At 71.1% G+C, this 17,788-nt stretch carries 13 protein-coding genes; 9 read left to right on the forward strand and 4 right to left on the reverse strand.

The genetic code is table 11. The features are described 5' to 3' along the window. The first annotated feature begins 34 nt into the window (after window positions 1–34). Together ACFQZ6_RS30075 and ACFQZ6_RS30080 are read left to right on the forward strand one after the other, a co-directional pair. Complete coding sequence (locus tag ACFQZ6_RS30075) at window positions 35–1,450, forward strand: TrkH family potassium uptake protein (protein WP_381615279.1); 1,416 nt, start codon at window positions 35–37, stop codon at window positions 1,448–1,450. Beyond that, on the forward strand, window positions 1,443–2,165 hold the full coding sequence (locus ACFQZ6_RS30080; protein ID WP_381615282.1) for a potassium channel family protein: 723 nt from the start codon (window positions 1,443–1,445) through the stop codon (window positions 2,163–2,165). Before ACFQZ6_RS30075 ends, ACFQZ6_RS30080 begins: the two co-directional genes overlap by 8 nt. A gap of 68 nt (window positions 2,166–2,233) precedes the next feature. On the opposite strand, the gene ACFQZ6_RS30085 is transcribed toward ACFQZ6_RS30080, so the two are convergent. Then, window positions 2,234–3,973: a ThuA domain-containing protein gene (locus ACFQZ6_RS30085; RefSeq protein ID WP_381615284.1), complete on the reverse strand. Its 1,740-nt coding sequence runs from the start codon at window positions 3,971–3,973 to the stop codon at window positions 2,234–2,236. Between the two features lie 35 nt (window positions 3,974–4,008). Continuing rightward, window positions 4,009–6,855, reverse strand: a complete 2,847-nt coding sequence (locus ACFQZ6_RS30090) for a PQQ-dependent sugar dehydrogenase (RefSeq protein WP_381615287.1) — start codon at window positions 6,853–6,855, stop codon at window positions 4,009–4,011. Window positions 6,856–7,411: 556 nt separating this feature from the next. Between ACFQZ6_RS30090 and fusA the strand changes: the two genes are divergently transcribed. Further along, a complete protein-coding gene (fusA, locus tag ACFQZ6_RS30095; RefSeq protein ID WP_381615290.1) occupies window positions 7,412–9,490 on the forward strand; it encodes an elongation factor G in 2,079 nt (692 codons plus the stop codon). Window positions 9,491–9,550: 60 nt separating this feature from the next. Here the strand turns inward: fusA and ACFQZ6_RS30100 are convergent, their stop codons facing one another. Continuing rightward, the gene (locus ACFQZ6_RS30100) at window positions 9,551–11,368 is read right to left on the reverse strand and encodes a coagulation factor 5/8 type domain-containing protein (protein ID WP_381615293.1); all 1,818 of its coding nucleotides are present in this window, start codon (window positions 11,366–11,368) and stop codon (window positions 9,551–9,553) included. Window positions 11,369–11,568: 200 nt separating this feature from the next. Between ACFQZ6_RS30100 and ACFQZ6_RS30105 the strand changes: the two genes are divergently transcribed. From ACFQZ6_RS30105 to ACFQZ6_RS30120, 4 genes are read left to right on the forward strand one after another with little or no spacing between them, the layout of a single operon-like run. Continuing rightward, window positions 11,569–12,885, forward strand: a complete 1,317-nt coding sequence (locus ACFQZ6_RS30105) for an ABC transporter substrate-binding protein (RefSeq protein ID WP_381615296.1) — start codon at window positions 11,569–11,571, stop codon at window positions 12,883–12,885. 5 nt (window positions 12,886–12,890) lie between these two features. Beyond that, entirely contained in the window at window positions 12,891–13,898 is a 1,008-nt protein-coding gene (locus ACFQZ6_RS30110) for a carbohydrate ABC transporter permease (RefSeq protein ID WP_381615299.1), read from the forward strand. A gap of 13 nt (window positions 13,899–13,911) precedes the next feature. Further along, window positions 13,912–14,751, forward strand: a complete 840-nt coding sequence (locus ACFQZ6_RS30115) for a carbohydrate ABC transporter permease (RefSeq protein WP_381618757.1) — start codon at window positions 13,912–13,914, stop codon at window positions 14,749–14,751. A gap of 31 nt (window positions 14,752–14,782) precedes the next feature. Next, entirely contained in the window at window positions 14,783–16,141 is a 1,359-nt protein-coding gene (locus ACFQZ6_RS30120; protein WP_381615302.1) for a GH1 family beta-glucosidase, read from the forward strand. Here the strand turns inward: ACFQZ6_RS30120 and ACFQZ6_RS30125 are convergent. Then, on the reverse strand, window positions 16,071–16,538 hold the full coding sequence (locus ACFQZ6_RS30125) for an ATP-binding protein (protein WP_381615305.1): 468 nt from the start codon (window positions 16,536–16,538) through the stop codon (window positions 16,071–16,073). The two genes, ACFQZ6_RS30120 and ACFQZ6_RS30125, sit on opposite strands and share 71 nt — an antisense overlap. Window positions 16,539–16,766: 228 nt before the next feature. Here ACFQZ6_RS30125 and ACFQZ6_RS30130 point away from each other — a divergent pair, with 228 nt between their 5' ends. Beyond that, window positions 16,767–17,597, forward strand: coding sequence for a helix-turn-helix domain-containing protein (locus tag ACFQZ6_RS30130; RefSeq protein WP_381615308.1), 831 nt, complete (start codon window positions 16,767–16,769; stop codon window positions 17,595–17,597). Continuing rightward, window positions 17,594–17,788, forward strand: coding sequence for a DUF397 domain-containing protein (locus ACFQZ6_RS30135; RefSeq protein ID WP_381615311.1), 195 nt, complete (start codon window positions 17,594–17,596; stop codon window positions 17,786–17,788). Before ACFQZ6_RS30130 ends, ACFQZ6_RS30135 begins: the two co-directional genes overlap by 4 nt.

Raw genomic sequence — 17,788 nt, forward strand, 5'->3', positions numbered from 1 at the left:
GGGCAGGCGGGAGACGACAGGTGGAGGCCGAGGCGTGACCGGACGTGGGACCGCGGCGCCGACGAGGGCGGCGCCCCGTCCCTCGAAGGCGGCGCGGGTGTGGCACGCGCTGTTCACGGCGCACCCCGCCCGCACGGTGGTGACGGGCTTCGCTGCGGTGATCCTGATCGGCACCGCCCTGCTGGCGCTGCCCGTCGCCAGCGCGGACGGCGCCTCCGCCGGTCTGGTGACGGCGCTGTTCACGGCCACCTCGGCGGTCTGTGTGACGGGCCTGGTCGTGGTGGACACCAGCGGCTACTGGAGCGGCTTCGGGGAGGGCGTGATCCTCGGCCTGTTCCAGGTGGGCGGCTTCGGCATCATGACCATGGCGTCCCTGCTCGGCCTGCTGATCTCCGGGAAGCTGCGGCTGCGGATGCAGCTCACCGCGCAGGCGGAGACCAAGAGCCTCGGCATCGGGGACGTCCGCAAGGTGCTGCTCGGCGTCGCCGGGTGCACGGTGGCCGTGGAGCTGGCGGTCGGCGCGGCGCTCGCGCTGCGGCTCTGGTCCGGCTACGGCGAAGGCCCGCGGAACGCCGTCTACCTGGGCTTCTTCCACGCCGTCTCGGCGTTCAACAACGCCGGGTTCGGGCTGCGCGCCGACAGCCTCACCGCGTACGCCCGGGACCCGTACGTGACCCTGCCGGTCGCGGTCGCCGTGATCCTCGGCGGCATCGGCTTCCCCGTGCTGCTTGAGCTGCTGCGGCACGGCAGCCGCCGACGGCACACCGGGCGCCGCGGCTGGTCACTGCACCTGCGGCTCACCGTCATCACCACCGCCGTGCTGCTCGCCCTCGGCACCGCGCTGACCTGCGCCCTGGAGTGGGCCAACGACGGCACCCTCGGCCACTTCGACTGGCCGGGCAAGCTCCTCGCCGGGTTCTTCCACTCCGCGATGTCCCGCACCGCCGGGTTCAACAGCGTCGACATCGGCGCGATGACCGACGCCACCCTGCTGCTGACCTGCATGTTGATGTTCGTCGGCGGGGGCAGCGCCGGTACCGCGGGCGGCATCAAGGTGTCCACGTTCGCCGTCCTCGGCGCGGCCATGGTGGCCGAGGTGCGCGGCGAGCCCAACTCCGGCGTGCTGGGCCGCAAGCTCGCCCCGCACGTGCTCCGGCAGGCGCTGACCGTCGCCCTGGCCGGGGTCGGGTTCGTGATGTCCGCGACGCTCGCCCTGCTCGTCGTCGTCGACGAACCCTTCGAGCAGGTGCTGTTCGAGTCCGTGTCCGCCTTCGGCACGGTCGGGCTGTCCACCGGCATCACCGCGGACCTGCCCACCACCGGCCGCCTCATCGTGATCGTGCTGATGTTCGTCGGCCGACTGGGCCCGGTCACCCTCGTCTCCGCGCTCGCCCTGCGCGAACGCACCCGCCGCTACCAGCTACCCGAGGAGCGTCCCGTCATTGGGTAACTACCTGCACGCCCTGCGCCGCCGCCGGGCCCGACAGCTCGCGGCCCAGTACGCCGCCCCCGACCGTGACCAGCGCGTCGCCGTCATCGGCCTCGGGCGCTTCGGCAGACCCCTCGCCGTGGAGCTGACCCGGCGCGGCTGGGACGTCCTGGGCCTGGACGTCGCGCCGCACCTGGTGCAGCGGATGGGCGGCGTCCTCACCCACGCCGCCGTCGCCGACTGCACCGACCCGCAGACCCTGCGCCAGCTCGGGGTCACCGAGTTCACCAGCGCCGTCGTCGGCATCGGCACCGACATGGAGGCGTCGATCCTCATCGCCAGCAACCTGCTGGAGGCCGGGGTGCCCAACATCTGGGCCAAGGCCATCAGCCGCCAGCACGGGCAGATCCTGGAACGGCTCGGCGTGCACCACGTGGTGCTGCCCGAGCACGAGATGGGGGAGCGGGTCGCCCATCTGGTGACCGGGCGGATGCTGGACTTCATCGAGTTCGACGACGACTACGCCCTGGTCAAGACAGTCGCCCCGGACGCCGTGACCGGCGTACCGCTGGGGGAGAGCCGGGTCCGCACCAGGTACGGCGTCACCGTCGTCGGGATCAAACGGCCCGGTGAGGGCTTCACCCACGCCACGACCGAGACGGTCATCGCCCGCCGGGACGTCCTGATCGTCACCGGCAAGATCCACGCGGTGGAGTCCTTCGCGGAACTGGCATGAGGAGGCCCGGTGCCGGGTGGCACCGGGCCGTGGAGTGAGAGGTCACTCAGGGGGGACCTACCGGACGGTTACGGCAGGGTCCACTTCTGGTTGGGACCGGTGTGGCAGGTCCACAGGTGGACGACGGTGCCGTCGTTCCAGGTGGAGCCGGACGCGTCGAGGCACTTCGCGGACTGCGGGTTGCGGACGGTGCCGTCCGCCTGCGGAACCCACTGCTGGGCGCCGGTGCCGTTGCAGGTCCACAGTTGGATCTTGGTGCCGTCGGCGGTGCCGCCGCCGTTCACGTCCAGGCACTTGCCGAGGGCGCGCAGGGTGTTGTCGCCGGGGACGGTCCAGGTCTGGGCCGCGCTGCCGTTGCAGGTCCAGATCTGGATCTGGGTGCCGTCGGCGGTCGCGCCCCCCTTCACGTCCAGGCACTTGCCGTTGACGCCCTTCACCGGGCCCGTCCGCGGGCCGGACGGGGTGCCCGACTCCTTGATGCGGACGTTGCGGAAGGACACGTCGTCGCCGTCGCCGTGGTTCTGCAGGCCGATGTGGCCCTGGGCGAGACTGCGCGCCGGGTCCGTGTTGGTGAAGTCGTTGATCTTCCGCCCGTTGAGGAAGATCTCAAGACGCTCACCCGTGACCCGCAGCTCGTACGTGTTCCACTCGCCCGGCGGGTTCAGCGCCGCGTCCCGGGCGGTCAGGTCGGCGGACTTGAAGCCGTAGACCGAGCCGGTGGTGCGGTCGGGGGTGTCGGTGGCGTCGATCTGGATCTCGTAGCCGTTGTTCACCGCCGACCACGGGTCGCTGGAGGCCGGGAACCCGACGAAGATGCCGGAGTTGTCGTCCCCGGCCATCTTCCAGTCCACCTTGAGCGAGTAGTCGCCGGTGAACTCCTTGGCGGAGTACCACAGCAGGCCCAGGCCGCCCTGCGAGGTGAGCGTCCCGTCGGCCAGGGTGAAGCCGCCGGGGCCCGCCTGGCTCCAGCCGCTCGTGCCGGAGCCGTCGAACAGCGGACGGTACCCGGTCTCCGGTCGGCAGTCGGCCTTGGTCATGCCCGCCGCCCAGCGGACGCCGCCCAGCAGGTGGCGGCGGAAGGCGGGCTCGGTGTAGGACTCGTCGGTGTGGCCGCCGCCGGTGTAGAAGGCGCGACCGCCCTGGTAGTCCTTGCACCAACTGATCGGGTGGTCGCCGGACATGCTGCCGCCGCTGTAGCTGGACTCGTCGAGCGAGGCCAGGACGTGGGCGGTGGTGCGGGGGTTGGTGCGGTAGTTGTACCACTCGTCGGTGCGCTGCCAGGCGCCGCCGAGGTGCGCGGTGGCGTCGTGGGCGCGGTCCTCGACCTTGACCCGCGCGGGCTGGATCGCCGGGTGGGACTGGAACAGGGCCCCGGCGAGACCCCCGTAGAACGGCCAGTCGTACTCGGTGTCGGCTGCCGCGTGCACCCCGACGTAGCCCCCGCCGCCCTGGATGTACTGCTCGAAGGCGGTCTGCTGGGTGCCGTTCAGGACGTCACCGGTGGTGGAGAGGAAGACGACGGCCCGGTACTGGGCCAGGTTGCCGCCGGTGAAGGCGTTCGCGTCCTCGGTGGCGTCGACGGTGAAGTTGTTGGCGGCGCCCAGCTCGCGGAAGGCGGCGATGCCGTTGCCGATGGAGGAGTGACGGAAACCCGCCGTCTTGGAGAAGACCAGGATCTTGTACGCCGGGTCCGCGGCGCTCACGGCCGCCGTGCTGGGCGCGGGCTCCGCCGACGCGGAGACGCTGGGTGTGGCGGCCAGCAGGGCCCCGGCGAGCAGGGCCACTGCGGTACGCAGGTGTTTGCGCATGGGTGACTCACCTCCTTGTGGTCACGTGCGGATGGTTACGGCAGGGTCCACTTCTGGTTGGCGCCGCTGTGGCAGGTCCACAGGTGGACGACGGTGCCGTCGTTCCAGGTGGAGCCGGAGGCGTCGAGGCACTTCGCGGACTGCGGGTTGCGCAGGGTGCCGTCCGCCTGTGCGGTCCACTGCTGGGCGGCGGTGCCGTTGCAGGTCCACAGTTGGATCTTGGTGCCGTCGGCGGTGCCGCCGCCGTTCACGTCCAGGCACTTGCCGAGGGCGCGCAGGGTGTTGTCGCCGGGCAGGGTCCAGACCTGCGCCGCGGTGCCGTTGCAGGTCCAGATCTGGATCTGGGTGCCGTCGGCGGTCGCGCCGCCGTTCACGTCCAGGCACTTGCCGTTGACGCCCTTCACCGGGCCCGTGCGCGGGCCGGGGTTGGAGCCGGAGGTGGTGAAGGAGAACTCGTCGACGTCGAACAGCGCGCCCGTGCCGCCCTTGAACACCAGGAACAGCGTGGTCGAGGCACTCGGCCGGTTGCTGAGCGCGGCGCCCACGTCCACGAAGGTCTCCCAGCCGCCGGTCACCGGCACCGTGGCCGTACCCAGCAGCGTGCCCGTCGCGGAACCCGCGCGCACCTCGATCGTGCCGCCCGCGCCCGCCGAGGAGACCCGCGCGGTGAACTGGGTCGCGTTGTCCAGGGCGTACGGCTTGAACGAGATCCAGTCGCCGTTGTCGATGTTGCCGACGGTCTTGCCGCCGTGCGCCGGGGTGTGGTTGATGACCGCGACGCCGGAGCCGCCGCCGTAGTGCTCGGCCTGCCGGTGGGAGGGCTGGACGATGTGCTGGTCGTGGGAGGTGAGGGCGGGCTGGCCGTTGGCGCCCTTGTCGGTGTACTCCGCGTCGAGCACGCCGAAGATGTTGGCGTTCGGGTCGTGCTCGCCGTCCGCGAGGGTCTGGAGGGTGCCCGTGCAGCCGGTGGCCGAGGTCTGCGGATGGCCGTGGCTGTCATGGCCGACGATGAAGCTGACCTTGACCTTCGAGCAGTCGATCGTGCCGTCCTCGGGGTCGGTGACGGTGACCTTGAACGGGATCGCCGCCCCGAAGTCGTAGATACGGCCGTCCAGCGGGGTGTCCAGGGTGACCGTCGGCGCCGTGTTGCCGACCGTGATCTGCACCGACGCCGTGGCCGACTTGCCGGTGGAGTCGGTCACCGTCAGGGTCGCCGTGTACTGGCCGTTGGTGCTGTAGGTGTGCGACGGGTTCGCGGACGTCGACGAGGTGCCGTCCCCGAAGGTCCAGCGGTAGCTGATGCTGTCGCCGTCCGGGTCGGAGCTGCCCGCCGAGGAGAACGTCACGCTCAGCGGCGCCTTGCCCGACGTCACGTTCGCCGCGGCCTGCGCGAGCGGCGCCCGGCCGCCGGTGACGTGCTCGATGCGGTACAGCGCCGAGTTCGCGTCGCCGTTGAAGTAGCCGGTGCCGTAGTCCAGGACGTACAGGGCGCCGTCCGGGCCGAAGGCCATGTCCATCACCTGGGTGCCGGACCAGGGGAAGGCGTTGATCGACTGGACGGTTCCGTCGCTGCCGCTCTCGATGCGCTTGATCCAGCGGCGGCCGAACTCCCCGGCGAAGAAGTCGCCGTCGTACTCCTGCGGGAACTTCACCGCCGACGTGGACGCGGCGTCGTAGCGGTAGACCGGGCCGCCCATCGGGGACTCGGAGCCGTTGCCGAACTCCGGTACCGAGCCGCCGTTGTAGGGAATCCAGGCGGGCTGGGCCGCGGGCAGCGTGGTGAGGCCGGTGTTGTTGGGGGAGGTGTTGCGCGGGGCCGCGCAGTTGAAGGCGGAGCCCGAGGTGCCGGTGGCGAAGTCGTAGTCCACGTAGGCGTTGTTGGCCCCGGTGCAGTACGGCCAGCCGAAGTTGCCCGCCTTGGTGATCCGGTTGAACTCGACCTGGCCCTCCGGACCGCGGGACGGGCTCGAGGTGCCCGAGTCGGGGCCGTAGTCGCCCAGGTAGACGATGCCGGTGGCCTTGTCGACGCTCATCCGGAACGGGTTGCGGAAGCCCATCGCGTAGATCTCCGGGCGGGTCCCGGCCGTGCCCGGCGCGAACAGGTTGCCGGACGGGATGGAGTACGTGCCGTTCGCGTTGACCTTGATCCGCAGGACCTTGCCGCGCAGGTCGTTGGTGTTGCCCGCGGAGCGCTGGGCGTCGTAGGCCGGGTTGCGGTTGGACCGCTCGTCGATGGGCGTGAACCCGTCCGAGGCGAACGGGTTGGAGTCGTCGCCGGTCGACAGGTACAGGTTGCCCGCCGCGTCGAAGTCGATGTCTCCGCCGACGTGGCAGCAGATGCCGCGCGACGCCGGGACGTCGAGGATCTTCGTCTCGGAGGCGAGGTCCAGGGTGCCGTCCGTCCTCAGCACGAAGCGGGAGAGCCGGTTCACGCCGTTGAACGGCGCGAAGTCCGACGCCGTGCCGGTGGCGGGGGCGTCACCGGCCGGGGTGCTCAACTTCGGGGCGTAGTACAGGTACACGTACCGGTTGCTGGTGAAGGCCGGGTCCGCCGCGACGCCCTGGAGGCCCTCCTCGTCGTGGCTGTAGACGTCGAGCTTCCCGGCGACCTTCGTGGTGCCCGCCGCGTCCGTGAGGCGCAGCGTGCCGTCGCGCGCCGTGTGCAGCACCGAACGGTCGGGCAGCACCGCGAGCGTCATCGGCTCGCCGGTCTCGGCCACGCCCTTGGCCAGCGTGACCTGCTGGAACACCGGGTCGGCGGCGGCAGCCGGGGGTTCGGCCGCGGAGGCCGCCGGGGTGGCGGGGAGTACGAGACCGACGGCGCACGCCACCGTCGGTACCAGCAGTCGCAGCAGTCTGCGTCTGAACGGTCTCTTGCGCACAGATGTCTCCCAGTGGTGGGGGTGGGGGCAGCCCGGGACCGGTCCGCCAGGGGGGAGTACAGGGGGAGTACAGGCGCGCGCCGTCGCGCCGTGGAACGCCGGGCATGAGGTCATGTCCCGGTTGTTTCACGGAAGTTAGCGGCCTTCGTTCGGAGATGTAACCCCTTTCGCTCAAGATCTCGTGCCTTTTTCCATGTCGTAGACAAAGTGGAGGTGCGGCGGCCGGGAAAATGCCGTGCCGCCCGGTCGCCCGGCTGTCTACACTCGCCACACCAACGCGCGCCGCCCACCGCCGGGCGGCGCGGTGTCGTGACGAGTCGAGGGGAGCCGGGCCGTGCGTGATCACGCCGTCGCCGTCGCTCCCCGTTCCCGCTCGCGCTACGAGGTGATCCTCGTGTCCTCCGCTGCCCGGTGCCCGCTGCGCGCCCGGCACCGGACATCCGTGGCGCACGCCTGAAGCCCCGTACCCCGTCGGCCAACTGACGGTACGTCGGCAGGTCCGTCGCGCCCGGGAATCGCGCCGCCCTGTCAGGGACCCACCGAAAGGCCACAGGCCATGCGCACCACGACCACCCGTCCCCTCGCCGCCGGGACGCGGGCCAACCCGCTCGCCACCGTCCGCAACCTCGGCATCCTCGCCCACGTCGACGCCGGCAAGACCACCGTCACCGAGCGGATCCTGTACGCGACCGGCAGCACGCACAAGCGCGGCGAGGTCCACGACGGCACCACCGTCACCGACTTCGACCCCCAGGAACGCGACCGCGGCATCACCATCTTCGCCGCCGCCGTCAGCTGTGCCTGGCGGGGGCACCGGATCAACCTGATCGACACGCCGGGGCACGTCGACTTCGCCGACGAGGTGGAGCGCTCGCTGCGGGTGCTGGACGGCGCGGTCGCGGTGTTCGACGGCGTCGCCGGGGTGGAACCGCAGAGCGAGTCGGTGTGGCGGCAGGCCGACCGGCACGGCGTGCCCAGGATCGCCTTCGTCAACAAGCTGGACCGCGCGGGCGCCGACCTGGACACCGCCGTGGCCTCCCTCCGCGACCGGCTGCACCCCGCCCCGCTCGTCGTCCAGGTGCCGATCGGCGCGGAGGACGCCTTCACCGGCGTCGTGGACCTGGTCCGGATGCGGGCGCTGACCTGGGAGGACGGCAGCCCGACGGCCGCCGACGGCGCGGTGCCGCCCGCCCTGCTGGCGGAGGCGCGGCGGCGCCGCCGACTGCTGGAGGAGGCCGTCGCCGAACTGCACCCGGCGGCGCTGGAGGAGTTCTGCGCCACCGGGGCGCTGACCACCGGCACGCTGACGGGCGCCCTGCGGGACCTCACCCACAGCGGCGACGGCGTCGTCGTGCTGTGCGGCTCCGCCTACCGCAACCGCGGGGTGGAACCACTGCTCGACGCGGTCGTGGACTACCTGCCGTCGCCGCTGGACGTGCCCGCCGTACGCGGTACGCACGACGGCACCGAGCGGCGGCGGCCCGCCGACCCGGCGGCGCCGTTCGCGGCCCTGGCGTTCAAGGTGCACGCCACGCCCACCGGGCGGCTGACGTTCCTGCGGGTGTACTCGGGAACCATCGAGAAGGGAGACACGGTGTGGGAGCCGGGCGCGGGCCGCACCGAGCGGATCGGCCGCGTCCTGCGCGTCCAGGCCGACCGGCACGCGCAGGTCGACCGGGCCGTCGCCGGGGACATCGTCGCCGTCGTCGGGCTGAAGTCGGCCCGCGCCGGATCGACGCTGTGCGCGCCGGACGCGCCGCTCGTCCTGGAACCCCCGGGCGTGGCCGAACCGGTCGTCTCCGTCGCGGTCGAGGCGCGCACCTCCACCGGCACCGAGCGACTGGCCGCGGCCCTGGCCCGGCTGACCGAGGAGGACCCGTCGCTGGTCGCGCGGACCGACCCCGAGGCCGGGCAGACGGTGCTGTCCGGCATGGGCGAACTCCACCTGGAGGTCGCGGTGGAGAAGCTGCGCCGTGACCACGGCCTGGAGGTCAACGTCGGGCGGCCCCGGGTGGCGTACCGGGAGACGGTGGTGCGCGGGGTATCCGGACTGGTCTTCCGGCACGTCAAACAGGACGGCGGGGCGGGGCAGTTCGCCCACGTCGTGCTGGACGTGCAGCCGCTCGCGGCCGACGATCCGGGTGCCACGGGGTTCGCGTTCGGGTCTGCGGTCGTCGGCGGGCGGGTGCCGCAGGAGTACGTGCGGGCGGTCGAGGCCGGGTGCCGGGACGCGCTGGCCGACGGGCCGCTCGGCGGGCACCCGGTGACCGGGCTGCGCGTCACGCTGACCGACGGGGCGACTCATGTGAAGGACTCCTCCGAGATGGCCTTCCGCACCGCCGGGCGGCTGGCGCTCCGTGCCGCCCTGCGCCAGTGCGCGCTGGCGGTCCTGGAACCGGTCGCCGAGGTCACCGTCACGGTGCCCGAGGACGCGGTGGGCGGCGTGCTCGGTGACCTGGCGGCGCGCCGGGGCCGGGTGACGGGCTCCGCCACCCGGCCCGGCGCGGCGGTGGTGACCGCCACCGTGCCGCTGGCCGAGCTGTTCGGCTACGCGACCCGGCTGCGCGGCCGGACGCGGGGCCGGGGCACGTTCACCGCCCGCCCGACCGGCTACGCGCTGGCGCCGCAGCGGTAACCGGGGAGGGGGTTGGCTGTACGCGGTCCGCCGCGTACAGCCACCCCCCCAACCGGTGAGCTACGGGTACGACACCACCGTCGACGGCACCGTGGACGTCCCCGAGGTCGGCGCCCCGTCTCCGTTGATGACGTGCGCGTACTGCCCGGCGCCGCCGAGGGACACGACCAGCAGGTTGTGGAACCGCACCCCCGGCGTCACCGGTGCCGCGAACCCGTGCTCCTGCACGATCGTCGGGTCGACGTTGTAGTAGCAGTAGCTGCCGAGCCCCCACCCCTCGTGCGCGGTGACCCGGTCACCGACGCGGTAGGCGGCGTACCCGCGCAGCGTGCCGTTCTGGATGGCGGCCTGGTTCGGGGCGTCGTACGCCTTCTCGTTCTGGAAGAAGATCGTGCGCCCGCGCTGCCCGAACCACTGGACGTCGTACTTGTTGAAGTGCTCCACGAACAGCCCGGTGGCGAGCACGTCGTCGCCGTTGACGACGAGGCCGTAGTCGGCGCGGTTGGTCTCCCAGCCGACGCCGTCGCCGTGGTCGGCGCGCCAGATCCAGGTGTGGTCGATGATGGTGTGGCGGCTGTTGACGACGAGGCTGGTGGTGGCCTTGCCGGGCCCGGCGCCGCCGATGCGGATGAACACGTCCTGGACGGTGGTCGGGTTGGCGGAGTGGTCGCGCTTGGCGCCGCGCGGCCCGATCTCCACCAGGGTGGCGGAGTTGACCGGCCCGGCGTCGACGAGAAACCCGGCCAGCCGTACGCCGTCGACGTCCGCGACGGTCAGGGCGGTGACGCCGTTGTCGGGGACGAGGGTGGCGTAGCCGAGGCCCAGGACGACGGTGTTGGGGCGGGTGACCCGTACCGGCTCGTCGAGGTGGTAGACGCCCGGCGTGAGCAGCAGGTGCAGGCCCTGGTCGAGGGCCTGGTTGAGGGTGGCGGCGGTGACGCCGGGCCGGGCGACGTAGAACCGCGCCAGCGGCAGCGAGGTGCCGCGCGGGGTGCCGCTGCCCCAGGTCACGCCGCGGGCGTTGACGCGCTTGGCGGGCAGGAAGACGCGGTAGTCGTTCCCGTCGAGGTACAGGAAGGGCTTCTCGCGGGAGACGGGTGTGGTGTCGAGCGTGGTGTACGGCGGGTTGGGGAAGCTCGTCGCGGGGGCGCCCTCGACGCCGGAGAACACCATGTTCCACACGGCGTTGATCCAGCCGCCGACGGAGCTGTCCCGGGTGTACCACTGCTGCTGGGAGTACGGGCCGACCTGCCCGTCGATCCGGCTGTCGGCGATGTAGCCGCCGCTCGCCCAGCCGTACCCGTCCGGCGCGAGGTTGAGGCCGCCGCGGACGTGCATCCGTCGGAACGGCGCCGCCTGCGCGACGGCCCACCGGTTGGTGCCGTTGACCGGCACGAGGGCGAGGTTCTCCGCCGAGCGCCAGAAGTTCTGGGTGGCGTTGCCGCCGAACCAGCCCGCGTCGACGGTGACGTCCCCGTGGATGGTGGTGTCGTCGGGGGAGAGGCCGAGCCCGGCGATGGAGGTGTAGAAGCCGAGCTGGGCGTTGAGGCCGTGGTAGGTGCCGGGCTTGAACAGCAGGGCCCAGCGGCCGGGGCCGAACTGGGCCGACTCCTGCTGCCGGAAGACCTCGTCGAGGCGGGCCTGGATGTCCGGCGTGGACGGGTCGAAGACCAGCACGTGGGGGCCGAGGTCGCCGCCCCCGGGCAGGGCGCGGGGCCGCCTGCGGGCGGCGGACCCGGAGGTGGGCGCGGCAGCCGCGGGCGCGGCGGCGGCCAGTCCGGCGAGGACGGGCGCGGCGGCGGCAGCGGCACCGAGCACGGCCCGCCGCCCGACGGCGGACGCCTGGGCAGGGGGGTGCGGTGGGGTCAGTGGGGGCATGGCGCGGCTCTTTCTTGGTTCATGAAGTGAACGATGGGGAGGACGAAGAGCGCTCTCTCGCGGGGGAATGCTTCAGGCGTCCAACGCAGGCGTCAAGTCCCACGGCAGAGTTCGGCAAATGGCGTCCAACCCCTTGACGCGTCCGCCGCCGAGGGATTAACTCACGTCCTAAATTAAGCCATGAGGGGAAACCAGGAACCATGCGCAGAGTCCGAGCCGCGGCCGTAGGCGCCGTCACCCTGTCTCTCGCCCTCGCCGCCACGGCGTGCGGCGGCGGTTCGTCGACGGGCGGCGGGTCCAACGACTCGCCGAAGACGCTCACCTACTGGGCGTCGAACCAGGGCGCCAGCATCGAGATCGACAAGAAGGTCCTCCAGCCGGAACTCGACAAGTTCGAGAAGGAGACCGGCATCAAGGTGAAGCTGGAGGTCGTTCCCTGGTCCGACCTGCTGAACCGCATCCTCACCGCCACCACCTCCGGGCAGGGCCCGGACGTGCTGAACATCGGCAACACCTGGTCGGCGTCCCTCCAGGCGACCGGCGCGCTGCTGCCCTGGGACGAGGAGAAGTTCAAGGCCATCGGCGGCCGGGACCGCTTCGTCGACTCCGCGCTCGGCTCCACCGGCGCCGAGGGCCAGGACCCGGCCGCGGTGCCGCTGTACTCGATGGCGTACGCCCTGTACTACAACAAGCGGATCTTCGCCGACGCCGGTATCACCGCACCCCCCGCCACCTGGGACGAACTGGTCGCCGACGGCAAGAAGATCAAGGGCGCGGGCAAGCAGGTGCTGGGCGCGGAGGGCGCCAACCCGGCGGAGAACATCCACCACGTCTACGTCTTCGCCAGGCAGCACGGCGCCGACTTCTTCACCGCGGACGGCAAGGCCGACTTCACCTCCGACGACACCGTCGCCGCGGTCAAGCAGTACGTCGACCTGATGGCCAAGGACAAGGCGATCCCGCCGGGCAACGCCGAGTACGCGCAGAACCAGTCCGTCAGCGACTTCGCCAAGGGCAACACCGCGATGCTGCTGTGGCAGTCCGCCTCCGCCAACCTCAAGTCGCAGGGCATGAGCGAGGACGCCTACGGCGTCGCGCCCGTCCCCGTGCAGTCCGGCACGCCGGGCACCGGGGAGCAGGTCAACTCCATGGTCGCGGGCATCAACATGGCCGTCTTCAAGAACACCGACAACCTCGACGGCGCCACCAAGTTCGTGAAGTTCATGACCAGCGACGAGGAACAGAAGATCCTCAACAAGGCGTACAGCTCCATACCCCCGGTCAAGGCCGCGCAGGAGGACGCCGCGTTCAACACCCCGGCCAACGCCGTCCTGAAGAACACGCTCGCCACCAGCGCCGTGGCACTGCCCCAGGTGGCGGACGAGTCACAGTTCGAGACGACGGTCGGTACGGCGGTCAAGGAGCTGTTCGCCGACGCCGCCGCCGGACGCCCGGTCACCACCGAGTCGGTCAAAGCGGCGCTGGAGAAGGCCCAGCAGCAGATGCCCAAGAAGTGACACCGATGGCGACCACTGTCCCGGTGAAGACCGATGCCCCCGAAGGCGGCGGGACCGGCGGCGGCACGTCCCCCGGTGCGGCGCGTACCCCGCACCGCACCGGGCGCCCGCGCCGCGTCTCCCTGCCGTACCTGCTCCTCCTGCCCGCCCTCCTCCTCGAACTCCTCGTCCACCTGGTGCCGATGGTCACCGGCGTGGTGATGAGCTTCAAGGAACTCACCCAGTTCTACATCCGCGACTGGGGCACCGCCCCCTGGTCCGGCCTCGACAACTACGACCTGGCGGTGGACTTCAACGCCCCCGTGGGCGAGGCCCTGCTCCGCTCCTTCGTCACCACCTGCGTGTTCACGGTGCTGTCGGTCGCCCTGTGCTGGCTGGTCGGCACGGCGGCGGCGATCTGTATGCAGGACGCCTTCCGCGGCCGGGGCCTGCTCCGCGCCCTGTTCCTGGTGCCGTACGCGCTGCCCGTCTACGCGGCCGTGATCACCTGGGTGTTCATGTTCCAGCACGACAACGGCCTGGTGAACCACGTCCTGCACGACCAGCTCGGCGTCACCGACCAGCCGTCCTTCTGGCTGATCGGCGACAACAGCTTCTACGCGCTGCTCACCGTCTCGGTGTGGAAGGGCTGGCCGTTCGCCTTCCTCATCGTCATGGCCGGGCTCCAGAACATCCCCAAGGAGCTGTACGAGGCGGCGGCCCTGGACGGCGCGGGGACCTGGCAGCAGATCCGCCGCATCACGCTGCCCTCCCTGCGCCCCGTCAACCAGGTCCTAATCCTCGTCCTCTTCCTGTGGACGTTCAACGACTTCAACACCCCGTACGTGATGTTCGGCCGGGCCGCCCCCGAGGCCGCCGACCTGATCTCCGTCCACATCTACCAGGCGTCCTTCGTGAGCTGGAACTTCGGAACGGGCTCGGCGATGTCCGTCCTCCTGCTGCTCTTCCTGCTCGTGGTGACGGGCGTGTACCTGGCGCTGACCTCCCGCGGAAGGAAGACGGCCGATGTCTAGCGGCAGCTCCCCCCTGGCCCCGCCCCGCTCCTTCCTGTGGACCCGGCGGATCTTCCTCACCCTGCTCACCGGCTTCGTCCTGCTGCCGGTGTACGTCATGATCTCCAGCTCCCTGAAGCCGCTGGCCGACGTCACGGGCGAGTTCCGCTGGCTGCCGAGCGAGCTGACGATCCGCCCGTACGTCGACATCTGGTCCACGGTCCCGCTGGCGCGGTACTTCGTGAACTCCCTGATCGTGGCGGTGTCGGCGACGGTCTGCTCGGTGGTGATCGCGGTCTTCTCGGCGTACGCGGTGAGCCGCTACCGCTTCCGCGGCAAGCGCCTCTTCACCGTCACGGTGCTCTCGACGCAGATGTTCCCGGGCATCCTCTTCCTCCTCCCCCTCTTCCTCATCTACGTCAACATCGGCAACGCCACCGGGATCGCCCTGTTCGGCTCCCGGGGCGGCCTGATCCTCACCTACCTCACCTTCTCCCTCCCCTTCTCCATCTGGATGCTGATCGGGTACTTCGAGTCGGTCCCGCGCGACCTGGACGAGGCGGCGATGGTGGACGGCTGCGGCCCGCTCGGCGCGCTCTTCCGCGTCGTGGTCCCCGCCGCGGTCCCGGGCATCGTCGCGGTGGCGGTCTACGCCTTCATGACGGCGTGGGGCGAGGTGCTGTTCGCCTCCGTCATGACCAACGAGACCACCCGCACGCTCGCCGTGGGACTCCAGGGCTACTCGACCCTCAACGACGTGTACTGGAACCAGATCATGGCGGCCTCCCTGGTCGTCAGCGTCCCGGTCGTCGCGGGCTTCCTGCTCCTCCAGCGCTACCTGGTGGCGGGCCTCACGGCCGGAGCCGTCAAGTAACCCGGCACTCACCCGTTCTGAAAGGACTTCCGTGACCATCGACCTCGCCGCACTCCCGCACGACTTCCTGTGGGGCACGGCCACATCGGCGTACCAGATCGAGGGAGCGGTGTCGGAGGACGGCCGGGCGCCGTCGATCTGGGACACCTTCTCGCACACCCCCGGCAAGATCGCGGGCGACGACCACGGTGACACCGCCTGCGACCACTACCACCGCTGGCGCGAGGACATCGCCCTGATGCGCCAGCTCGGCACCAACGCCTACCGCCTCTCGATCGCCTGGCCCCGGGTCATCCCGGGCGGCGACGGGCAGGTCAACGCCAAGGGCCTCGCCTTCTACGACGCCCTGATCGACGGCCTGCTGGAGGCGGGCATCACCCCGTCCGTCACCCTCTACCACTGGGACCTGCCGCAGGCCCTCCAGGACCGCGGCGGCTGGCCGGAACGCGCGACGGCGGAACACTTCGCGGCCTACGCGGAGGAGGTGGCGGCCCGCCTGGGCGACCGGGTGACCCACTGGACCACCCTGAACGAACCCCTCTGCTCCGCCTGGATCGGCCACCTGGAGGGCAAGATGGCCCCCGGCTGGACCGATCTGACGGCCGCCGTCCGCGCCTCCTACCACCTCCTCCTCGGCCACGGCCTCGCCACCCAGGCGATCCGCGCGGCGGTCCCGCAGGCCGAGGTGGGCATCGTCAACAACCTCTCCACCGTCCACCCCGCCACCGACAGCCCCGAGGACCGGGCCGCCGCCCGCCGCATGGACGGCCACACCAACCGCTGGTGGCTGGACCCGGTCCACGGCCGAGGCTTCCCGACGGACATGCGGGAGGTGTACGGGGTCGAACTCCCGGAACGTGAGGGCGACCTGTCCCTGATCGCCACGCCGTTGGACTGGCTGGGCCTGAACTACTACTTCCCCCAGACGGTCACCGCCGACCCCGACGGCCCCGCCCCCCACGTCCGCCAGGTCCACCGCCCCGGCGTCCCGCGCACCGGCATGGACTGGGAGGTCGACGCCAGCGGCATCGAGACCCTCCTCCTCCACCTCACCCACGAGTACGGCGCCCGCAAGCTGTACGTCACGGAGAACGGCTCCTCCTACCCGGACGTCGTCCGCCCCGACGGCACGATCGACGACCCGGAACGCGAGGAGTACCTGCGCGGCCACCTCGCGGCCTGCGCCGCGGCGTCCCGCAAGGGCGCACCCCTCGCGGGCTACTTCGCCTGGTCCCTCCTCGACAACTTCGAGTGGGCGTACGGCTACGACAAGCGCTTCGGCCTGGTCCACGTGGACTACCGCACCCAGGTCCGGACGATCAAGGGCAGCGGTCGCTACTACGCGGACGTGATCCGGGAGCACGGAGGGCTGGCGCGACGGGCGGCGTGAGGCGCAGTTCGGCCCACACGGTCTTGCCGTGCGCGGCCGGGCAAGGGGCGACGCCCCAGCCGTCCGCGAGGGCGGCGACGAGGTGCAGGCCGCGGCCGGACTCGGATGCCGTGTCCTGAGTGGGGGGAGGGGACGGCAGCCCCCTCTCCGGGCGGGCGTCGGTCACCTCGATGCGGAACGTGTCCTCGGCCAGGGTGAGTCGGACGTGGAAGTCCTGGCCGGGGACGTGCCCGTGGCGGACCGCGTTGGCGCTGAGTTCGGCCGCGATGAGGGTGACCGTCTCGTTGACCGGGGTCGGGTAGGGGTGGCCCCAGTCGTTCACACGGTGCGAGACGAGCCGACGCGCGAGGCGCGCACCACGCGGCGTCGAGGTGAAGCACATGGCGAACTCGCGCACGGGGGCGCGGTGGTGCTGTGGCACATGTCCGTTCGGGGGAGTTGCTGACTTCATGCGGTCAACAGTCGCGAACTCTGCGTAGCGTTGAACAGGAGCGACGGGCTGACGGGTGCGGGCTGTACCCGTCAGCGGTGCGCTTGTACGCGGCGCGGGGCGTGACCGGTTCCCGGCGCCGCGCGTTGGGTCAGGTTCGGGTGGCTGTGGTGGTCGTGCGGAGGGAGTCGCGGCGTGAGTGACGAGGATCAGCGTCCGGAGTACGAGTTCGGTGCGGGGATGCTGTCCGTTTTCGGACAGCAGTTGAAGCTGTGCCGGGAGCGGGCGGGGCTGGACCGCGCGACGTTCGGTTCGCTGACCGGGTACTCGGCCTCGACGATCGCCTCGTTCGAGCAGGGCAGACGCATTCCACCACCGAAGTTCATCGACCGCGCGGACGAGGTGCTCGACGCGGGCGGTGTCCTGAGCGCGGGCAAGGAGGAGGTGGCTCGGGCCCAGTACCCGGCGTTCTTCCGCGACGCGGCACGCCTGGAGTCCGAGGCGGTCGAACTCCACGTGTACGCCAACCAGGCGGTGCCGGGGCTTTTGCAGACGGAGGAGTACGCGCGGGCCGTCTTCATGATGATGCGGCCACCTATGAGCGATGAGCTGATCGAGCAGCGGGTGCTCGCGCGTCTGGCCAGGCAGGAGGTCTTGGCCAGCCGCGATGCGCCGCTCGCCAGCTTCGTCATCGACGAGGCCGTGCTGAGGCGCCCGATCGGAGGGCGCAGCGTCCTGCGCGGCCAGCTTGAGCACATCCTCCTGACGGGGACGCGACGGAACATCGAAATCCAGGTGATGCCGCTCGACCGTGAGGAGAACGCCGGTATGGCTGGTCCCTTCACCTTGATCGAAACGAGGGAAGGGCGCAGGATCGCCTACGTCGAGGTGCAGAACGTGAGCCGCCTGCACACGGAGCGCGAACGGGTCCGTGCCCTGGAGGTCAAGTACGGGATCATCCGCGCGCAGGCCCTGACTCCTCGTGAATCATTGGCGTACGTCGAGAAGTTGCTGGGAGAGCCATGAACGTCGAACAGCCTGTGCCTGAGTCGGCCTGGCGCAAGAGCAGCTACAGCAGTGAGGAGGGCGGCGAATGCGTAGAGGTCGCCGTCCGCCCCGGCAGGGTCCACGTTCGTGACTCGAAGGACATAACCCGCGCCGCCCTCGCCGTGCACCCCACGGCATGGACCGCGTTCGTGGGGTTCGCGGCACCCTGA

The organism is Streptomyces flavalbus (assembly GCF_042674625.1).
In the GTDB taxonomy this organism is placed as follows: Bacteria; Actinomycetota; Actinomycetes; order Streptomycetales; family Streptomycetaceae; genus Streptomyces; species Streptomyces flavalbus.